Genomic DNA, 14876 nt, shown 5'->3' with positions numbered 1-14876 from the left:
CCGGTCTGCCCTAGGCTTTTCCGACATGAGCAGTGCCGCCGCGTTCTCGTACGCCCCCTTGCTGCCGACCGGGCCCGACCAGACGGAATACCGCCTGGTCACCGACGAGGGCGTCGACGTCGTCCACGGGCCGGGGGGCCGCCGTTTCCTGACCGTGGAGCCGGCGGCGCTGACCGCGCTGACCGCCGAGGCGATGCACGACATCGCCCACTACCTGCGGCCGGCCCACCTGGCCCAGCTCCGGTCGATCATCGACGATCCGGCGGCCTCGCCGAACGACCGGTTCGTCGCGCTGGACCTGCTGCGCAACGCCAACATCGCCGCCGGTGGGGTGCTGCCGATGTGCCAGGACACCGGCACCGCGATCGTGATGGGCAAGCGGGGGCGGCACGTGCTCACCGACGGCGGTGACGCCGAGGCGATCTCGCGCGGGGTCTACCAGGCGTACACGAGGCTGAACCTGCGGTATTCGCAGCTCGCCCCGCTGACCATGTGGGACGAGCGGAACACCGGCAGCAACCTGCCCGCCCAGGTCGACCTGTACGCCGAGGACCCGGACGGTCACCCGGACGCGTACAAGTTCCTGTTCATGGCCAAGGGCGGCGGCTCGGCCAACAAGTCCTACCTCTACCAGGAGACGAAGGCGCTGCTCAATCCGACCCGGATGATGCAGTTCCTGGAGGAGAAGCTGCGGCTGATCGGCACCTCGGCCTGCCCGCCGTACCACCTGGCGGTCGTCATCGGCGGCACCTCCGCCGAGTACGCCCTCAAGACCGCCAAGTACGCCTCGGCGAAGTACCTCGACGCGCTGCCCACCCAGGGCTCGATGAGTGCGCACGGCTTCCGTGACCTGGAGCTGGAGGCCGAGGTGCTGGAGCTGACCCGCAACTTCGGCATCGGCGCGCAGTTCGGTGGGCGCTACTTCTGCCACGACGTGCGGGTGGTCCGGCTGCCCCGGCACGGGGCGTCCTGCCCGGTGGCGATCGCGGTCTCCTGCTCGGCCGACCGGCAGGCGGTTGCCAAGATCACCCCGTCGGGGGTGTGGCTGGAGCGCCTGGAGACCGACCCGGCGCGCTATCTGCCGGACGTCACCGACGAGACCCTCGACGCCTCCGACGTGGTGCGCGTCGACCTCAACCGCCCGATGGACGAGATCCGGGCCGAGCTGTCGAAGTACCCGGTGAAGACCCGGTTGTCGCTGACCGGCCCGCTGGTCGTGGCCCGGGACATCGCCCACGCCAAGATCGCCGAGCGGCTCGACGCGGGCGAGCCGATGCCGCAGTACCTGCGCGACCACGCCGTCTACTACGCCGGCCCGGCCAAGACCCCCGAGGGCTACGCCTCCGGCTCGTTCGGCCCGACCACCGCCGGCCGGATGGACGCGTACGTGGCGAAGTTCCAGGCGGCCGGCGGCTCCCAGGTGATGCTGGCCAAGGGCAACCGGTCCGGCCAGGTGACCCGCTCCTGCCAGCAGCACGGCGGCTTCTACCTCGGCTCGATCGGCGGCCCGGCGGCCCGGCTGGCCCAGGACTGCATCCGGCACGTCGAGGTGCTGGAGTACGCCGAGCTGGGCATGGAGGCGGTCTGGAAGATCGAGGTGGAGGACTTCCCGGCCTTCATCGTGGTCGACGACAAGGGCAACGACTTCTTCGCCGAGGTCACCAAGCCGGTGCTGACCGTGGGCCGCCGCTGAGGGCGGGTCGCCGCTGAGCAACGACACGCGCTGCTCAACTCTCTTATTCGATTCACCTCCTCTCCTGGAGTGCTAGCCTGCCTGGGAGATCATGGAGGTTTCCTTGCCGCATGTAGACGTGGATGAAGCCACGGACAAGTACCTTGCCTTTGCTGCCAGTATTGCCGGGTTGACCAAAGGGGAGGTGGTGGCACGACTGGTGTTGCAGGCCCAGGCAGCGACTGCTCTGCCCCTCGGTGACGGGGGCAACGAGGAGCCTGCTTCCATTCGGGTTTATGCCGACTACGCCGGCCACCGTACCTACGCGTCCTTCGTGCCCGGACCAGGCCGGATCGATATCACCTCTGGTCCGCTGGCTGGGCAGTCCTTCCGGACCCCTAGTCAGGCGGCCCGGGAGATCGTCAAGCACTACAACCCTAAGGTGAGCCCGCACCGGAACGGCTGGAGCTTCTTCTTCCTGGCCACCACCGGTGCGCCGCTTCAGAGCCTCCGGCACCGGGCAGTGTGAGGCAGCCGGATGGGATCGCATATCTACGTGGACGAGACCAAGGAGCGAGGGTTCCTGCTCGTGGCGGCCACACTGGACGACTCGTGTCTGACGGCTGCTCGGGCCACCGTCGGCCGATTGGTGTTCCGTGGGCAGCGCAGTATCCACTTCTGCAAGGAGCGGGACGAGCGGCGGCGTCAGATTCTCCGCGTCTTCCGAGATCTTCCTGCGGAGATCGTGATCTACGACGCGACGGCGTATCGGAACGACAAGCCTGCCCGTGACGCATGCCTGCGCGGCCTCGTCGCCGACGCTGCCAAGATGGCAGCCGAGCGGTTGGTGCTGGACCTCGATACATCGTGTCTCGGCTCCGACAGGAGCCTTCTCGGATACGAGTTGGGTTCGGCGGGCCTGGCAGGTCGGCTCCGCTACGACCACATCAACGCCCACGCGGATCATCTGCTCGCGGTCCCGGACGCTGTGGCCTGGTCATGGGCCAAGGGTGGGCAGTGGCGTGCCATGGTCCGGCGCATGGTCGTGGAGGTGCGGAAGGTGTGAACTGCGCCAAAACGCGCGAAACCCGGCCCACCCACCGTCCGGAAGGCTGCCGGGTTCACTTCCTGCAGCTAGTGCCACAGGCACTTGCATGCTAACTGACCTGCGGGGGTCCGGCAAGTCGTCCCGACTTGACTCCTCTCAGCTTCATTAGGTGGCCTGATGAAATCCGGCGTATGCCTAGGCGGAAGTGCGTTTCGGCGCGGTCCACCCGCATACGCAGGCGACGAAGCCTCCGGCGTGTTCGCCGGAGGCTTCGTCGCAAGAAACATCGTGTTTAGCCCTCGCAGTGATACGACTCGTACTCGTACAACGCCGTCACGCCCTCCCCTCGGTCGAGGTCGGAGAGGGTCAGGAGCTTCACGGAGACCGTGACGTGCTGCCCCGTTGACCCACTGCCTGCGTCGAACCACACCTCCGCCATACCCCTGTCAGGCAACTCTCGTGGGCCAATCGCCAGGATCGTCATGAGGAGCGCCTTCTACATGGGGCCGGCCGGAAGGGCTCAGGGAAGATGTTCATCGGGTCGGACCTCCCGTGTCCGATCAAGGCCCCGGGTGGCGTGTCCGCGCCACTCGGGGCCGTCCTGTCTGTGGAGCTAGCCAGGACCTTACCGCTAGCCGCCTAGGGTGCCTAGGGTGCCTTAGGTGCCGTTATTGCCGAGGATGCTCTTGCCGCCGCTGATGATTGAGGCATGACTACAGAGATCGACCCGATGTCGCCGGTGCCGCGATACCGGCAACTCGCGGCGATCCTGCGTAAGGCGATCGAGGTCGGCCAGTACCCGCCCGGGAGTCGACTCCCGTCCGAGAAGACCCTGAACCAGACTCACGGCGTAGCGCGGGAGACCGCCTCCAAAGCGATGGACGCGCTGGCGGCCGAGGGTCTGGCCGTCATGGTTCCCGGCGTGGGCTGGCACGTCCCGCCCGAGGTCGCCGGTAGCCCCGACGCCTAGAGCCTGTGTCGAAGGCGGAGGTTGTCAGCGGAAGATCGTGCTCGATCCTGGAAAGAGTGGCATCCGGTTGCGGGTGATACCACTCTTTCCCTGATCGAGTTCCCTGATCGAGCGCGATCTTGCCCTGCCGCCTGCAATCTCCGGAGCCTCGCTGCGAGCAGGGGGAGCGCGGGGCAGGATGGGACGGGTGACGACTCCAGAGGCAGCGGGCTACCGGATCGAACGCGACTCGATGGGCGAGGTGGAGGTGCCCGCCGAGGCGTTGTGGCGGGCGCAGACCCAGCGCGCGGTGCAGAACTTCCCGATCTCGGGCCGGGGCATCGAGCCGGCCCAGATCAAGGCGCTGGCCCAGATCAAAGGGGCCGCCGCGCTGGTCAACGGCGAGCTGGGGGTGATCGGCGCGGACGTCGCCGAGGCGATCGCCGCCGCCGCCGCGCACGTGGCCGACGGCGGGTACGACGACCAGTTCCCGATCGACGTGTTCCAGACCGGTTCGGGCACCTCGTCGAACATGAACACCAACGAGGTGATCGCCACCCTGGCCACCCGGGAGCTGGGCCGGGACGTGCACCCGAACGACGACGTGAACGCCTCGCAGTCCAGCAACGACGTCTTCCCGTCCTCGATCCACCTGGCCGCCACCCAGTTCGTGGTGGAGGACCTGCTGCCGTCGCTGAAGCATCTGGCGGGGGCGTTGGAGGCGAAGGCGGCCGAGTTCGAGACGGTGGTCAAGGCGGGGCGTACCCACCTGATGGACGCCACCCCGGTCACCCTGGGGCAGGAGTTCGGCGGCTATGCCGCGCAGGTCCGCTACGGCGTCGAGCGGCTGGAATCGGCGCTGCCCCGGCTGGCCGAGCTGCCGCTGGGCGGCACCGCCGTGGGGACCGGCATCAACACCCCGCTGGGCTTCGCCGGCAAGGTGATCGAGAAGCTGCGCACCTCGACGGGGCTGCCGTTGACCGAGGCCCGTAACCACTTCGAGGCGCAGGGGGCGCGGGACGCGTTGGTCGAGACGTCCGGCCAGCTGCGCACCGTCGCGGTCGGGCTCTACAAGATCGCCAACGACGTACGCTGGATGGGGTCCGGCCCCCGGGCGGGCCTGCGGGAGCTGCGCATCCCCGACCTCCAGCCCGGCTCGTCGATCATGCCGGGCAAGGTGAATCCGGTGGTCGCCGAGGCGGTGCGGCAGGTCTGTGCGCAGGTGATCGGCAACGACGCGGCGGTCGCCTTCGCCGGTTCGCAGGGCGACTTCGAGCTGAACGTGATGCTCCCGGTGATGGGCCGCAACCTGCTCGAATCGATCAAGTTGCTCTCCGCGTCCAGTCGGATCTTCGCCGACCGCCTGGTGGTCGGCCTGGTCGCGGACGCCGAGGTCTGCCTGGCGTACGCGGAAGGGTCACCGTCGATCGTCACCCCGCTCAACCGCCACCTCGGGTACGACGAGGCCGCCTCGATCGCCAAGGAGGCGCTGGCGAAGCAGGTCTCCATCCGCGAGGTGGTGATCTCCCGGGGGCACGTCGACTCCGGCAAACTCACCGAAACCCAGCTCGACGAGGCCCTCGACCTGCTCCGCATGACCCACCCCTGATCCGCCCTCCGTCCCCGGCCGGCCGCCCGGGGCCGGCGCGGCTTGATCGACTCCTGTGGGCCGATGTAGCGGTGCCAGCTGGATTCGACAGCGCTACATCGGCCCCCGTGAGTGGATCATGGCTCGGCAGGTGGGCGGGTGCGGGGGACCCAGGCGAGAAAGCGGGCGAAGAGGGCCGCCGGGTCGGGGCCGGTGTCGGGATAGAGGTGGTACAGGTCGGCGGCGGCGTCGTGCAGCACCGTGCAGAGATAGATGTTGAGCGCGACCCGGTCGTGGGCGTACTCGGAGACGAGGGTGAGTCGGGCGGCCCCGCAGGGCCACGGCGCGGCACACACCCGGCACAGCCAGAGCGGGCGCAGCGGTAGGTGCGGGCGCGGATGCGTCGGGCCCGGCCCGCCACTGCCGGCGGGTTCGGGTGGTCCACCGGTGCGGCGCGGCCCGTCCGGGCCGGCCGCCGGGCTCACCGGCGTCCCCGGTTGGCGCGCCACTCCTGGGCCAACGTGAGCCAGCCGACCCGCCCCACCCGGGGAAACGACACCGTGGTGTCCTCCCACCCGGGCGGGGCCGATCCGGTGCCCGGCGCGGCGGTCGGGGACGCGGCCGTTCCGCCGGGCGGGCGGGCGGCCGGTCCGGCGGTCGGGGGAGCGGGCTGCCCGGGTGGGGCCGCTTCGGGGCGCCGGGCGGGTCGGAATCTGCGGGCAAGCCGGTGTCGCCAGGTGAGCCGGGGCATCGCGTCGCCTCCATGGTGGGTCGGCTGGTCGTCTCCCCCGGCGGTGGGACCGCCGGCCGGGGAGCGGGCTGTCCCACCGCGACACCGGCCGACCGGAGGGAGGGCGGTCGATGTCGCACTTCACAGTCTGCTGATGAAACCACTACCGTGTGAAGGGTTGTTATCGGCTTCCGGACTTGTCCTGTGTTTGCGGCGTCCCTGGTCGGCGTGGTGTCGGAGTCGATCGTCGGGGCGCTGGAGGGCTGCTGGAGATGACGGACGGGCGGATGACGGCGGCGGCCTTCCTCGTCGCCGAGCTACGGCGGGCCCGGACCCGTCGGGGCTGGAGCCAGGACGAACTCGCCAAGGCGGTCAACTACTCGGCGTCGATGGTCAGCGCGATCGAGCTGGGCCAGCAGCCGCCCATCGCGAAGTACCTCGAACTGGTCGACAAGGCCCTCGACACCGGCGGCACCTTCAGCCGGATGCTCATCCAATTGGTCGCGCTCGACCGGGCGCAGGTGTGGCTTCGTGGTTGGCGCGCGATTCTCGCGGACGCGTGGGCACTGCGGTGGTTCGACCCGCTCCATGTTCCAGGGCTGCTCCAGACCGAGGCATACGCGCGAGCGGTCTTCGAGTCCGATCCGATGCTCGATCCGGAAGAGGTCGAACGCCGGCTGGCCGACAGGATGGACAGCCAACAGACGCTCTACACCGAACGATCCCCACGTCTCGTGGCGGTCCTGGACGAGGCCGTCCTGCGCCGGCGGGTCGGTGGCCGCAAGGTCATGTGCGACCAGGCTCTACACCTTGCGCGCATCGCCACGGAGCATCCGCAAATCCGACTACACGTGGTCCCTTCGTCGGCCGACGAGTATCCGGGCCTGAACGGGCCGTTCATCCTGGCGAGTCTGCCGGGCGACGTTGAGTTGGCGTTTCTCGGCGGTCAGATCGGCGGGCAGGAACTGGACGACCCGGCTGACCTCCGGCGTCTTCAGCGCACCTGGGAAGCTACCCTCGGCGTGGCCTTGCCACCGCAGGAGTCGATCGAGCGGCTAAGGGAATTGTCTGAGTCATGGAGTTGACCGGGGCTGGTTGGCGAAAGAGCCGCCGGAGTGGTTCTAACGATCAATGTGTTGAGGTGGCGACGAATCTGGTAGGGGTGGTCGGGGTGCGGGACAGCAAGGACCCGGCCGGCCCGGTGCTCACCTTTCCGGCGTACTCCTGGCGGGTCTTTGTGGCCGCCCCCCCGCGCTGACCTGCCCGGCCGCCGCTTGCCCGGCGCCGCCGGGATAACCGGTCGACCGGACGATCGGTGGCCGGCATGATCCGGGGCGTGACCGGTGTGGACGGGGTGCTGCTGACGACGGAACGGCTGCGGCTGCGCCGCTTCACCATGGCCGACGTGCCGCATCTGGTCGAGCTGGACAGCGACCCGGAGGTGATGCGGTTCCTCACCGGCGGGCGACCCACCCCGCTCGCCACCGTACGCGACGAGCAGCTGCCCCGGCTCCTCGACCAGTACGACCGGTATCCGGGGCTCGGCCGCTGGGCCGCCGAGGACACTGCCGACGGCGCCTTCCTGGGGTGGTTCGCGCTCGACCCGTCCGACGACGGTGCCGGGCCGGAGCTGGGTTACCGGTTGCGCCGCGCGGCCTGGGGGCGCGGCCTGGCCACCGAGGGCGCCCGCGCGCTGGTCGGCCACGCCTTCGACATCCCGGGGGTACGCCGGGTCTGGGCGCAGACGATGGCGGTCAACGTACGCTCCCGGGCGGTGCTGGCGAAGGTCGGCCTGCGCTATGTCCGCACGTTCCACCTCGACTGGGCCGAGCCGATCGCCGGCACGGAGCAGGGCGAGGTGGAGTACGAGCTGATCAGGGCCGACCACCGGCCGCCTTCCGGGCCCGGTAGGCGCTGACCGCGACCCGGTTGCCGCAGCCCGCCTCGCAGAACCGTCGGGACCGGTTCCTGGACAGGTCCACCAGCACGTTGCCGCATTCGGGGTGGGCGCAGTGCCGCAGTCGGCCCAGCTCGTCGCCGCGTACCAGGTCGGCGACGGCCATCGCCGCCTCGACGGCCATCCGGGTGGCCAACGGGGCGTCCCGGGGCGCGGCGTGCACGTGGTAGGGCTCGTCGTCGTGCCGGACGAGCTGTGGCAACGCCCGGGACTCGCGGAGCAGGTCGTTGACCACGGCGACGACGGCGTCCGGTTCGTCGTCCCAGAGCCGGCGCAACCGGGGGCGCAGCGCCCGGACGGCGCGTAGCTCGGCCTCGGTGTGTTCGTGCCGACCGGTCCACCGGTTCGCGGCGATGAAACGGTCCAGTGCGGCGATGTCGGGCAGCCCCTCGCCGTCCCGGTTCTCGGTGTTGACCAGGGCGGCAGCGGCGATCAGCCCGCACTCCGTGTCATGAGCGAAAAGCAACTTGACCCCTGTCGTCATCGGCCGCTAGCGTCACTGGCGTAATCCTACTTTGCTGATGTCACTCCGGAGGAGCCCGATGCCGCCCCGATCCACCGTCGGCACCGGGCTGGCACTCGCCCTGCTCTCCGCCGTCACGTTCGCCACCTCCGGCACCTTCGCCCGCTCGTTGATCGAGGCCGGCTGGTCGGCCGAGGCCGTCGTGGTGGCCCGGGTCGGCCTGGCCGCCCTGGTGCTGGCCGTCCCCGCCGTGCTGGCGCTGCGTGGCCGAGCCGGGGTGCTGCGCCGCAACCTCGGCCCGGTCGCCGTCTTCGGCCTGCTCGGCGTCGCCACCGCTCAGGCGTGCTTCTTCAACGCCGTCCGCTACCTGCCGGTCGGGGTGGCCCTGATGCTGGAATATCTCGGCATCATCCTCGTGGTGGGCTGGCTGTGGCTGGTGCACGGGCAGCGCCCCCGCCGGCTCACCGTGGTCGGTTCGCTGGCCGCCCTGGTCGGGCTCGGCCTGGTGCTCGACCTGACCGGCGCGGGCCGCCTCGACCCGGTCGGCGTGCTCTGGGGGCTCGGCGCGGCCGTCGGGTTGGCCGGCTACTTCGTCCTCGCCGCCCGGGTCGACGCCGACCTGCCCTCGGTCACCATGGCCAGCGGCGGGATGGCCGTCGGGGCGGCCGTGCTGGCCCTGCTCGGCCTGATCGGGGTGCTGCCGCTGCGGGCCACCTTCGGCGCGGTCGACTTCGCCGGGCTGCGCACCAGCTGGCTCGTCCCGATCGCCGGACTGTCGCTCATCGCCGCGGTGGTGGCCTACCTGACCGGGATCGCCGCGACCCGCATCCTCGGGGCCCGGCTGTCGTCGTTCGTCGGGCTGACCGAGGTGATGTTCGCGGTGCTCATCGCCTGGCTGTTGCTGGGTGAGCTGCCGGTGCCGGTGCAGCTCGCCGGGGGTGCGCTGATCGTCGCCGGGGTGGCGCTGGTCCGCCTCGACGAGCTGCGCGAGGGCCGCACCGAACGGGCGGCGGAGCGGACGGACGAGCCGGCCCTGACCTGAGCCGGCCCTGACCTGAGCCGGGGCGGTCACGCGGCGCTGACCTGAGTCGGGATCGGCGCTGTGAGAGGGTGTCGGACATGCTCAGCGTGGTGGTGTTCGACGCCGACGAGACCCTGATCGACCTGCGCCCGGCGGTAACCGGTGCCCTGGCGGCCGTACTGGAGGAGATGCGACGCCGGACACCGGTGGCGGCCGGGGTGACCCTCGCCGAGGTGGAGTCCGACTGGCAGGCGGTCTTCGGGGCGATGACCGCCGCACCGGTGATGGAGATCCGCCGGGCCGCGCTGGCCCGGTCGCTCGACCGGGCCGGGCTGGTCGGCCAGCTCGACGAGTTCGCCGAACTCTTCTTCGCCCGACGGTACGCGCTCAGCCACCCGTACCCCGACACCCTGCCGGCGCTGGCCGCCCTGCGCGCCGACTTCACCCTCGGGTACGCCACCAACGGCAACAGCCGGGCCGAACGCTGCGGCCTGCCCGGCGCATTCGCCTTCGAGTTGTACGCCCACGAGCACGGCCTGCCCAAGAAACCCGACCCGGCGTTCTACGCCGCGATCGTCGACGCCGCCGGGGTGCCGGCGGAGCGGATCGCGTACGTCGGCGACTCGCTCGCCCACGACGTGCTCGGCCCCCAGCAGGCCGGCATGTGCGGCATCTGGCTCAACCGGCTCGGTCTCCCGCTCCCCGCCGGGGTACGCCCCGACGCCGAGGTGGGCACGCTCACCGAGCTAGCGGCGGTACTGCGCAGCCTGCAACCGACGAATGCCTGATGCGGGGCGAATTCGGATTTGTATCTGGCGGAATTGCCGCCGGTGCTATGGGATGGCTGCCACGTCCCTCAACGAGAGGATCTCATGTGGTGAGCAAGCGCTTCACCGCCGGAGCCGTCGCGACCGCGGCGGCCCTGGCACTTACGGTGACCGGCCTGACCGTCCCGGCGAACGCCGGGCCGACCACCAGCCGTACGTTCACCGTGGTGGCCGAGGACGGCGTCTCGGCGGATACGGCCATCGCCGCGATCCGTGCCGCCGGCGGCACCGTCGTGTCCCGTACGGACGACGTCGGTCTGTACCAGGTCACCAGCGACCGGGCCGACTTCGCCGGCCGGGTCACCGCCGCTTCCGCGCTGGTCGGCGCGGCCGAGCAGCGGGCCATCGGCCGCAAGCCCAAGCTGGACCGGGTCGCGCAGGAGAACCTGCTGACCCAGACCAAGCAGGCGGTCAAGGCCAAGGGCAACGCCAACGGCAAGAAGCTCGACCCGCTCGACGACAAGCTCTGGGGCCTCGGCATGATCGGGGCCGACAAGGCCCGCAAGGTCATGCCGGGCGACAAGCGGGTCACCGTCGGTGTCCTGGACACCGGCGTCGACGCCAGCCAGCCCGACCTCGCGCCCAACTTCAACTGGGCGCTGTCGCGCAACTTCGCCCCGGACATCGCCGACATCGACGGCCCGTGCGAGGTGGCGAGCTGCCTCGACCCGGTCGGCACCGACGACGGCGGGCACGGTACCCACGTCGCCGGCACCATCGGTGCGGCGGCCAACGGCTTCGGCCTGTCCGGCGTCGCCCCGAACGTCTCCATCGTGGAACTCAAGGGCGGCCAGGACTCCGGGTACTTCTTCCTCAACTCGGTCGTCAACGCCCTGGTGCACGCCGGCAAGTCCGGGCTCGACGTGGTGAACATGTCGTTCTACGTCGACCCGTGGCTCTACAACTGCACCGCCAACCCGGCCGACTCGCCCGAGTCGCAGGCCGAGCAGCGGGCTGTCATCAAGGCGATGAAGCGGGCCCTGAACTTCGCCCACAACAAGGGCGTCACCCTGGTCGGCTCGCTCGGCAACAACCACGAGGACCTCGGCGCGCCCCGCACCGACGTGTCCAGCCCGGACTACGGCGCCGACCCGTACCCGCGCCCGATCGACAACAACAGCTGCTGGGACTTCCCGGTGGAGGGCCCGCACGTGATCGGCGTGTCCGCCGTCGGCCCGTCCGGCAAGAAGTCCGACTACTCCAACTACGGCACCGAGCAGATCTCGGTCGCCGCGCCGGGTGGCTGGTTCCGGGACGGCTTCGGCACCGACACCCACCGCACCGACGGCAACATGATCCTCTCCACGTACCCGAAGAAGGTGCTCCAGGAGGAGGGTTCGGTCGACGAGAACGGCAACGTCGTGCCGGGCTTCGAGAACTCGGTGTTCAAGCAGTGCACCACCGCCGGTGAGTGTGGCTACTACACCTACCTCCAGGGCACCTCGATGGCGTCGCCGCACGTCAGCGGGGTCGCCGCGCTGATCGTCAGCAAGTGGGGCAAGAAGGAGGGGAAGGACGGCTACGGCCTGGCGCCGGCCAAGGTGGAGCAGCACCTCTACCGGACCGCCACCGAGCACGCCTGCCCGGAGCCGCGCCTGCAGAGCTACGCCAACGAGGGCCGCTCGGCCGAGTTCGACGCGTACTGCGCCGGCTCGCTGAACTTCAACGGCTTCTACGGGTACGGCATCGTGGACGCGAACGCCGCGGTGCGCAGCCCGCTCAAGCCGAACGTCGCCCCCTGACGCGGCTCTACACCCCAGGCTGAGGCCCGACACCCGGGCTGACGCTCGACATTCAGGAGCGGCCCGGACGACCTCGGTCTTCCGGGCCTCTCCGTGTCTCGCCCCGCCCCGTGTCTCGCCCCGCCCCGCGTCCGCTCGGCGGTGATCGACTCCAGGGGGCCGATGTTGCGGTATCGGGGTAAGGGGATGGCGCAACATCGGGCCAAGAGAGTGGATCATCGGCGCCAGCCGCGTTGGGTGAGGACTGCGCGTGCCTCGCGGACCACGGTGGGGAAGTCATCCCTCAGACGGCGGCTTGTCACGTGCAGGACGATCCAGCCGGCGGTGACCAGTTGGTTGAGTCGACGGCGATCGCGGTGCAGTTGATCCGGACCGGTGTGCCAGTGTCCGTCGTACTCCACCGCCACCCGGAACTGCGGCCAGGCGAGATCGGGGTGCAGGACCAGACCCGACGGCAACCGTACGGGATGCTGCGCGACGGGCCGGGGCAGGCCGGCCAGCACGAGCCGTACCCGCAGGTGTGACTCGGGTGGCGACTGCGCGGCCGGATCGGCCAGGTCGAAGACCCGACGGGCCCGGCGGCCACCCCGCCGGTCGGCGAAGTGCTGCGCGATCTCGGCGAGGGCAGCCGGGCTGGTCAGGCCCCTGCCGAGCAGCGAGTCGACGATGCCGACCGCGCGGACCGGTTCCAGCCATGCCGCCGTTTCCCAGGCGGCGAGCGTGGGGGACGACCGAGGTAGGGCGGGCGGTGTCGGGTGCGGGCCGGTCGGCGGTGGGCGGACGCCCGTCAGCGTTGCGGCGGTGACCGGGTTGGCCTCAGCCGACCCGGGGAGTGGCCTGTTCCGGCTGATCGGCACACCACTGCCGGCCCTTTCCGGAAGCGCGGCTGGGATGGTGGGCAGGGCCGGCTCGGGGTGCAGAGCAGGTGTGGTGGGGATAGCGGGCCAGGGCCGGGTTGGCGTGGTGAGACCGGCCGATGTGGCACGGTTCGCTGTCGCTGTCGCTGTCGCTGTCGCTGTCGCTGTCGCTGGTGTGGGTGTGGGTGTGGCGTCCTCGGGGAGTTGGCGGGAGGCATGCGGTTGCGCGAGAACCGCCGACCCGCCGGTGGCGGCAACGGTGTGCACCCGGATGCCGCCGGGGGGACCAGCCCATCCACCACCCGCGCCACGCCGAGCCCCACCTGCGCCGGGCCGGATCCCACCAGTAGAGGTGGGACGGGCCGTACCGGGATAGGCGGACGTGACCGCTCCCTGGGAGCCGACCCGGGCTGCCCGGGGCACCAGCACGTGCACCTCGTCACCGAAGCCGGCGGCATGCTCGATCCCGTGCAGGTAAGCCGCCGACGGGCCGGCGATCACCGTGCCGGCGGGCATCCGGAGGAGGGCGGCGCGGCAGGTCAGGGCGTGGTCCCGGTCGAGGCGGGCATCGGCGTAGACGTCGTGGCCGAGGCGGAGCCAGGATGCCCCGCGCAGGTGGTGGCGGGTGAGCAGGCCCTGCCGGATCGCGTCCGAGCCGCGGAACACCTGCCAGGCGAGGGCGACCGGGCGATGGGGTCGAGGTGGCATGACCCCAGCCTCGGGTCTCCCGGTCGTCCGGCGACACCCCTGTGGACAACCACGCCTGCCCGCGAACCGGCCTCCTGTGGACAACCCCCACCACACGCCGAATCGTGGTACCCGCGCCATCGCTCCCGCTCCCGGTTCCCCGCTCCCGCTCCCGGTTCCTGCTCCACCTCGGCTTTCGACTCCCGGTCGCGCCCCGGTTCCCGCCCGCTTCCGCCCGCTTCCGCCCGCTTCCGCTCGGGCCCGCCCGCTCCCGCCCGCTCCCGCCCGGGCCCGCCTGTTCCCGCTCGGGCCCGCTCCACTGGCTCGCGCCCAGGCCCGCTCCGAAGCTGAGCGGGCGATACGCCTTGATCGACTCATGTGGGCCGAAGTTGCGGGGTGGAGGTGGGCGGGATGCCGCTACATCGGCCCCGATGAGTCGATCATCCGGCGACGAGACAGGGCGGAGCAGGGCTGGCGGGGGTCAGGCCAGCCTCACAGTCAGGTCAGGGCAGGCGGGGGTTAGGGCAGGGCGAGGGTCAGGGCAGGACGGGCCAGCCTCACAGCCAGGTCAGGGCAGGGCGAGGGTCAGGGCAGGCGGGGGTCAGGGCAGGGCGGGGTCAGGACGGGGCAGATCAGGGCTGGTGGGGCCGCTGCGGTCAGGACAGGGCGGTGGCGATCGTCCGGGCGGCGGTGGTGACCTGTGGGCCGACCGTGTCGACCGGCAGCGGGGCCAGCGAGATCACCCCGACACTCGCCTCCAGACCGGGCACCCCGAGCACCGGCGCCGCCACCCCGTACGCCCCGGTCTGGAGTTCCCCGGTGGTGCTCACCGGGGCCGCGTGGCCGGCCCGCCCGGCGAGGACGGCCCGCCCGGCGGCCCCGCGTTCCAGCGGGTGCCGGGTTCCCGGCCGGTACGCCACGTGGAACGACGTCCAGCTCGGCTCGACCACGGCGAGGGCTACCCCCTCGCCGCCCTCCACCACGGTCAGGTGCGCGGTCGCCCCGGTCTGTTCGGCGAGCCGACGTAGCGCGGGCAGCGCCCCCTCGGCCAGCAACGGTTGGGCCCGGCGGGCCAGGTGCAGCACGCCGACACCGAGACGCAACCGACCGTCACCGCCCCGGCGCAGCATGCCGTGTCCGGTCAACGCGCCGACCAGTCGGTAGACGGCGGCCCGGCCGATGCCGAGCCGGTGGGCGGCCTCGGTGACGGTCAGCCCGGCCGACGCGTCGGCGACCAGGTGCAGCAGGCGCAGGCCCCGGTCCAGGGTCTGCGCCGTCTCGCCACCCGCAGGCGCCTGGTTGCCCGGCTCACCGGGGGCTGCCGTCTTCTCCACA

The 14876-nt window shown here is 71.0% G+C and carries 15 protein-coding genes; 11 read left to right on the top strand and 4 right to left on the bottom strand.

The genetic code is table 11. The features are described 5' to 3' along the window. Positions 1–25: 25 nt before the first annotated feature. From ACQP1S_RS29520 to ACQP1S_RS29500, 5 genes are all read left to right on the top strand, one after another. On the top strand, positions 26–1693 hold the full coding sequence (locus tag ACQP1S_RS29520) for a fumarate hydratase (RefSeq protein ID WP_363666177.1): 1668 nt from the start codon (positions 26–28) through the stop codon (positions 1691–1693). Between the two features lie 118 nt (positions 1694–1811). Then, a complete protein-coding gene (locus tag ACQP1S_RS29515) occupies positions 1812–2201 on the top strand; it encodes a hypothetical protein (protein WP_363803266.1) in 390 nt (129 codons plus the stop codon). 27 nt (positions 2202–2228) lie between these two features. Next, positions 2229–2738, top strand: a complete 510-nt coding sequence (locus ACQP1S_RS29510; RefSeq protein WP_363803265.1) for a hypothetical protein — start codon at positions 2229–2231, stop codon at positions 2736–2738. A 691-nt stretch (positions 2739–3429) separates the two neighbouring features. Then, positions 3430–3690 carry a GntR family transcriptional regulator gene (locus tag ACQP1S_RS29505; RefSeq protein WP_363803264.1) on the top strand — a complete coding sequence of 87 codons (261 nt, stop codon included), beginning with the start codon at positions 3430–3432 and terminating at the stop codon, positions 3688–3690. Positions 3691–3877: 187 nt separating this feature from the next. Beyond that, complete coding sequence (locus ACQP1S_RS29500) at positions 3878–5278, top strand: class II fumarate hydratase (RefSeq protein WP_432901117.1); 1401 nt, start codon at positions 3878–3880, stop codon at positions 5276–5278. A 116-nt stretch (positions 5279–5394) separates the two neighbouring features. Here ACQP1S_RS29500 and ACQP1S_RS29495 read toward each other — a convergent pair whose 3' ends face one another. Beyond that, entirely contained in the window at positions 5395–5637 is a 243-nt protein-coding gene (locus ACQP1S_RS29495; RefSeq protein ID WP_432908428.1) for a hypothetical protein, read from the bottom strand. Positions 5638–6259: 622 nt separating this feature from the next. Here ACQP1S_RS29495 and ACQP1S_RS29490 point away from each other — a divergent pair. From ACQP1S_RS29490 to ACQP1S_RS29480, 3 genes are all read left to right on the top strand, one after another. Further along, positions 6260–7072, top strand: a complete 813-nt coding sequence (locus ACQP1S_RS29490) for a helix-turn-helix domain-containing protein (RefSeq protein ID WP_432901114.1) — start codon at positions 6260–6262, stop codon at positions 7070–7072. After that, positions 7063–7245, top strand: coding sequence for a DUF397 domain-containing protein (locus ACQP1S_RS29485; protein WP_432901111.1), 183 nt, complete (start codon positions 7063–7065; stop codon positions 7243–7245). The genes ACQP1S_RS29490 and ACQP1S_RS29485 overlap by 10 nt, the downstream gene beginning before the upstream one ends. Positions 7246–7323: 78 nt before the next feature. Next, entirely contained in the window at positions 7324–7905 is a 582-nt protein-coding gene (locus ACQP1S_RS29480) for a GNAT family N-acetyltransferase (RefSeq protein ID WP_432901108.1), read from the top strand. On the opposite strand, the gene ACQP1S_RS29475 is transcribed toward ACQP1S_RS29480, so the two are convergent. After that, entirely contained in the window at positions 7862–8410 is a 549-nt protein-coding gene (locus tag ACQP1S_RS29475; RefSeq protein WP_432908425.1) for a CGNR zinc finger domain-containing protein, read from the bottom strand. The two genes, ACQP1S_RS29480 and ACQP1S_RS29475, sit on opposite strands and share 44 nt — an antisense overlap. A gap of 76 nt (positions 8411–8486) precedes the next feature. On the opposite strand from ACQP1S_RS29475, the gene ACQP1S_RS29470 reads away from it, so the two are divergent. From ACQP1S_RS29470 to ACQP1S_RS29460, 3 genes are all read left to right on the top strand, one after another. Beyond that, entirely contained in the window at positions 8487–9449 is a 963-nt protein-coding gene (locus ACQP1S_RS29470) for an EamA family transporter (RefSeq protein WP_432901106.1), read from the top strand. A 77-nt stretch (positions 9450–9526) separates the two neighbouring features. Then, positions 9527–10216, top strand: a complete 690-nt coding sequence (locus ACQP1S_RS29465) for an HAD family hydrolase (protein ID WP_432901104.1) — start codon at positions 9527–9529, stop codon at positions 10214–10216. An 89-nt stretch (positions 10217–10305) separates the two neighbouring features. Beyond that, entirely contained in the window at positions 10306–11997 is a 1692-nt protein-coding gene (locus ACQP1S_RS29460; RefSeq protein ID WP_432901102.1) for a S8 family serine peptidase, read from the top strand. Positions 11998–12212: 215 nt separating this feature from the next. Here the strand turns inward: ACQP1S_RS29460 and ACQP1S_RS29455 are convergent, their stop codons facing one another. Next, on the bottom strand, positions 12213–13562 hold the full coding sequence (locus ACQP1S_RS29455) for a hypothetical protein (RefSeq protein ID WP_432901100.1): 1350 nt from the start codon (positions 13560–13562) through the stop codon (positions 12213–12215). 635 nt (positions 13563–14197) lie between these two features. Then, positions 14198–14875 (bottom strand): IclR family transcriptional regulator, encoded by a 678-nt coding sequence (locus ACQP1S_RS29450; protein ID WP_363666155.1) that lies wholly within the window; start codon positions 14873–14875, stop codon positions 14198–14200. Position 14876: the final 1 nt, after the last annotated feature.

Source organism: Micromonospora matsumotoense, from assembly GCF_050951065.1.
Classification (GTDB): Bacteria; Actinomycetota; Actinomycetes; order Mycobacteriales; family Micromonosporaceae; genus Micromonospora; species Micromonospora matsumotoensis.
Note: the sequence above shows the minus strand (reverse complement) of the source record. Positions and strands in the feature narration are given on the sequence as shown.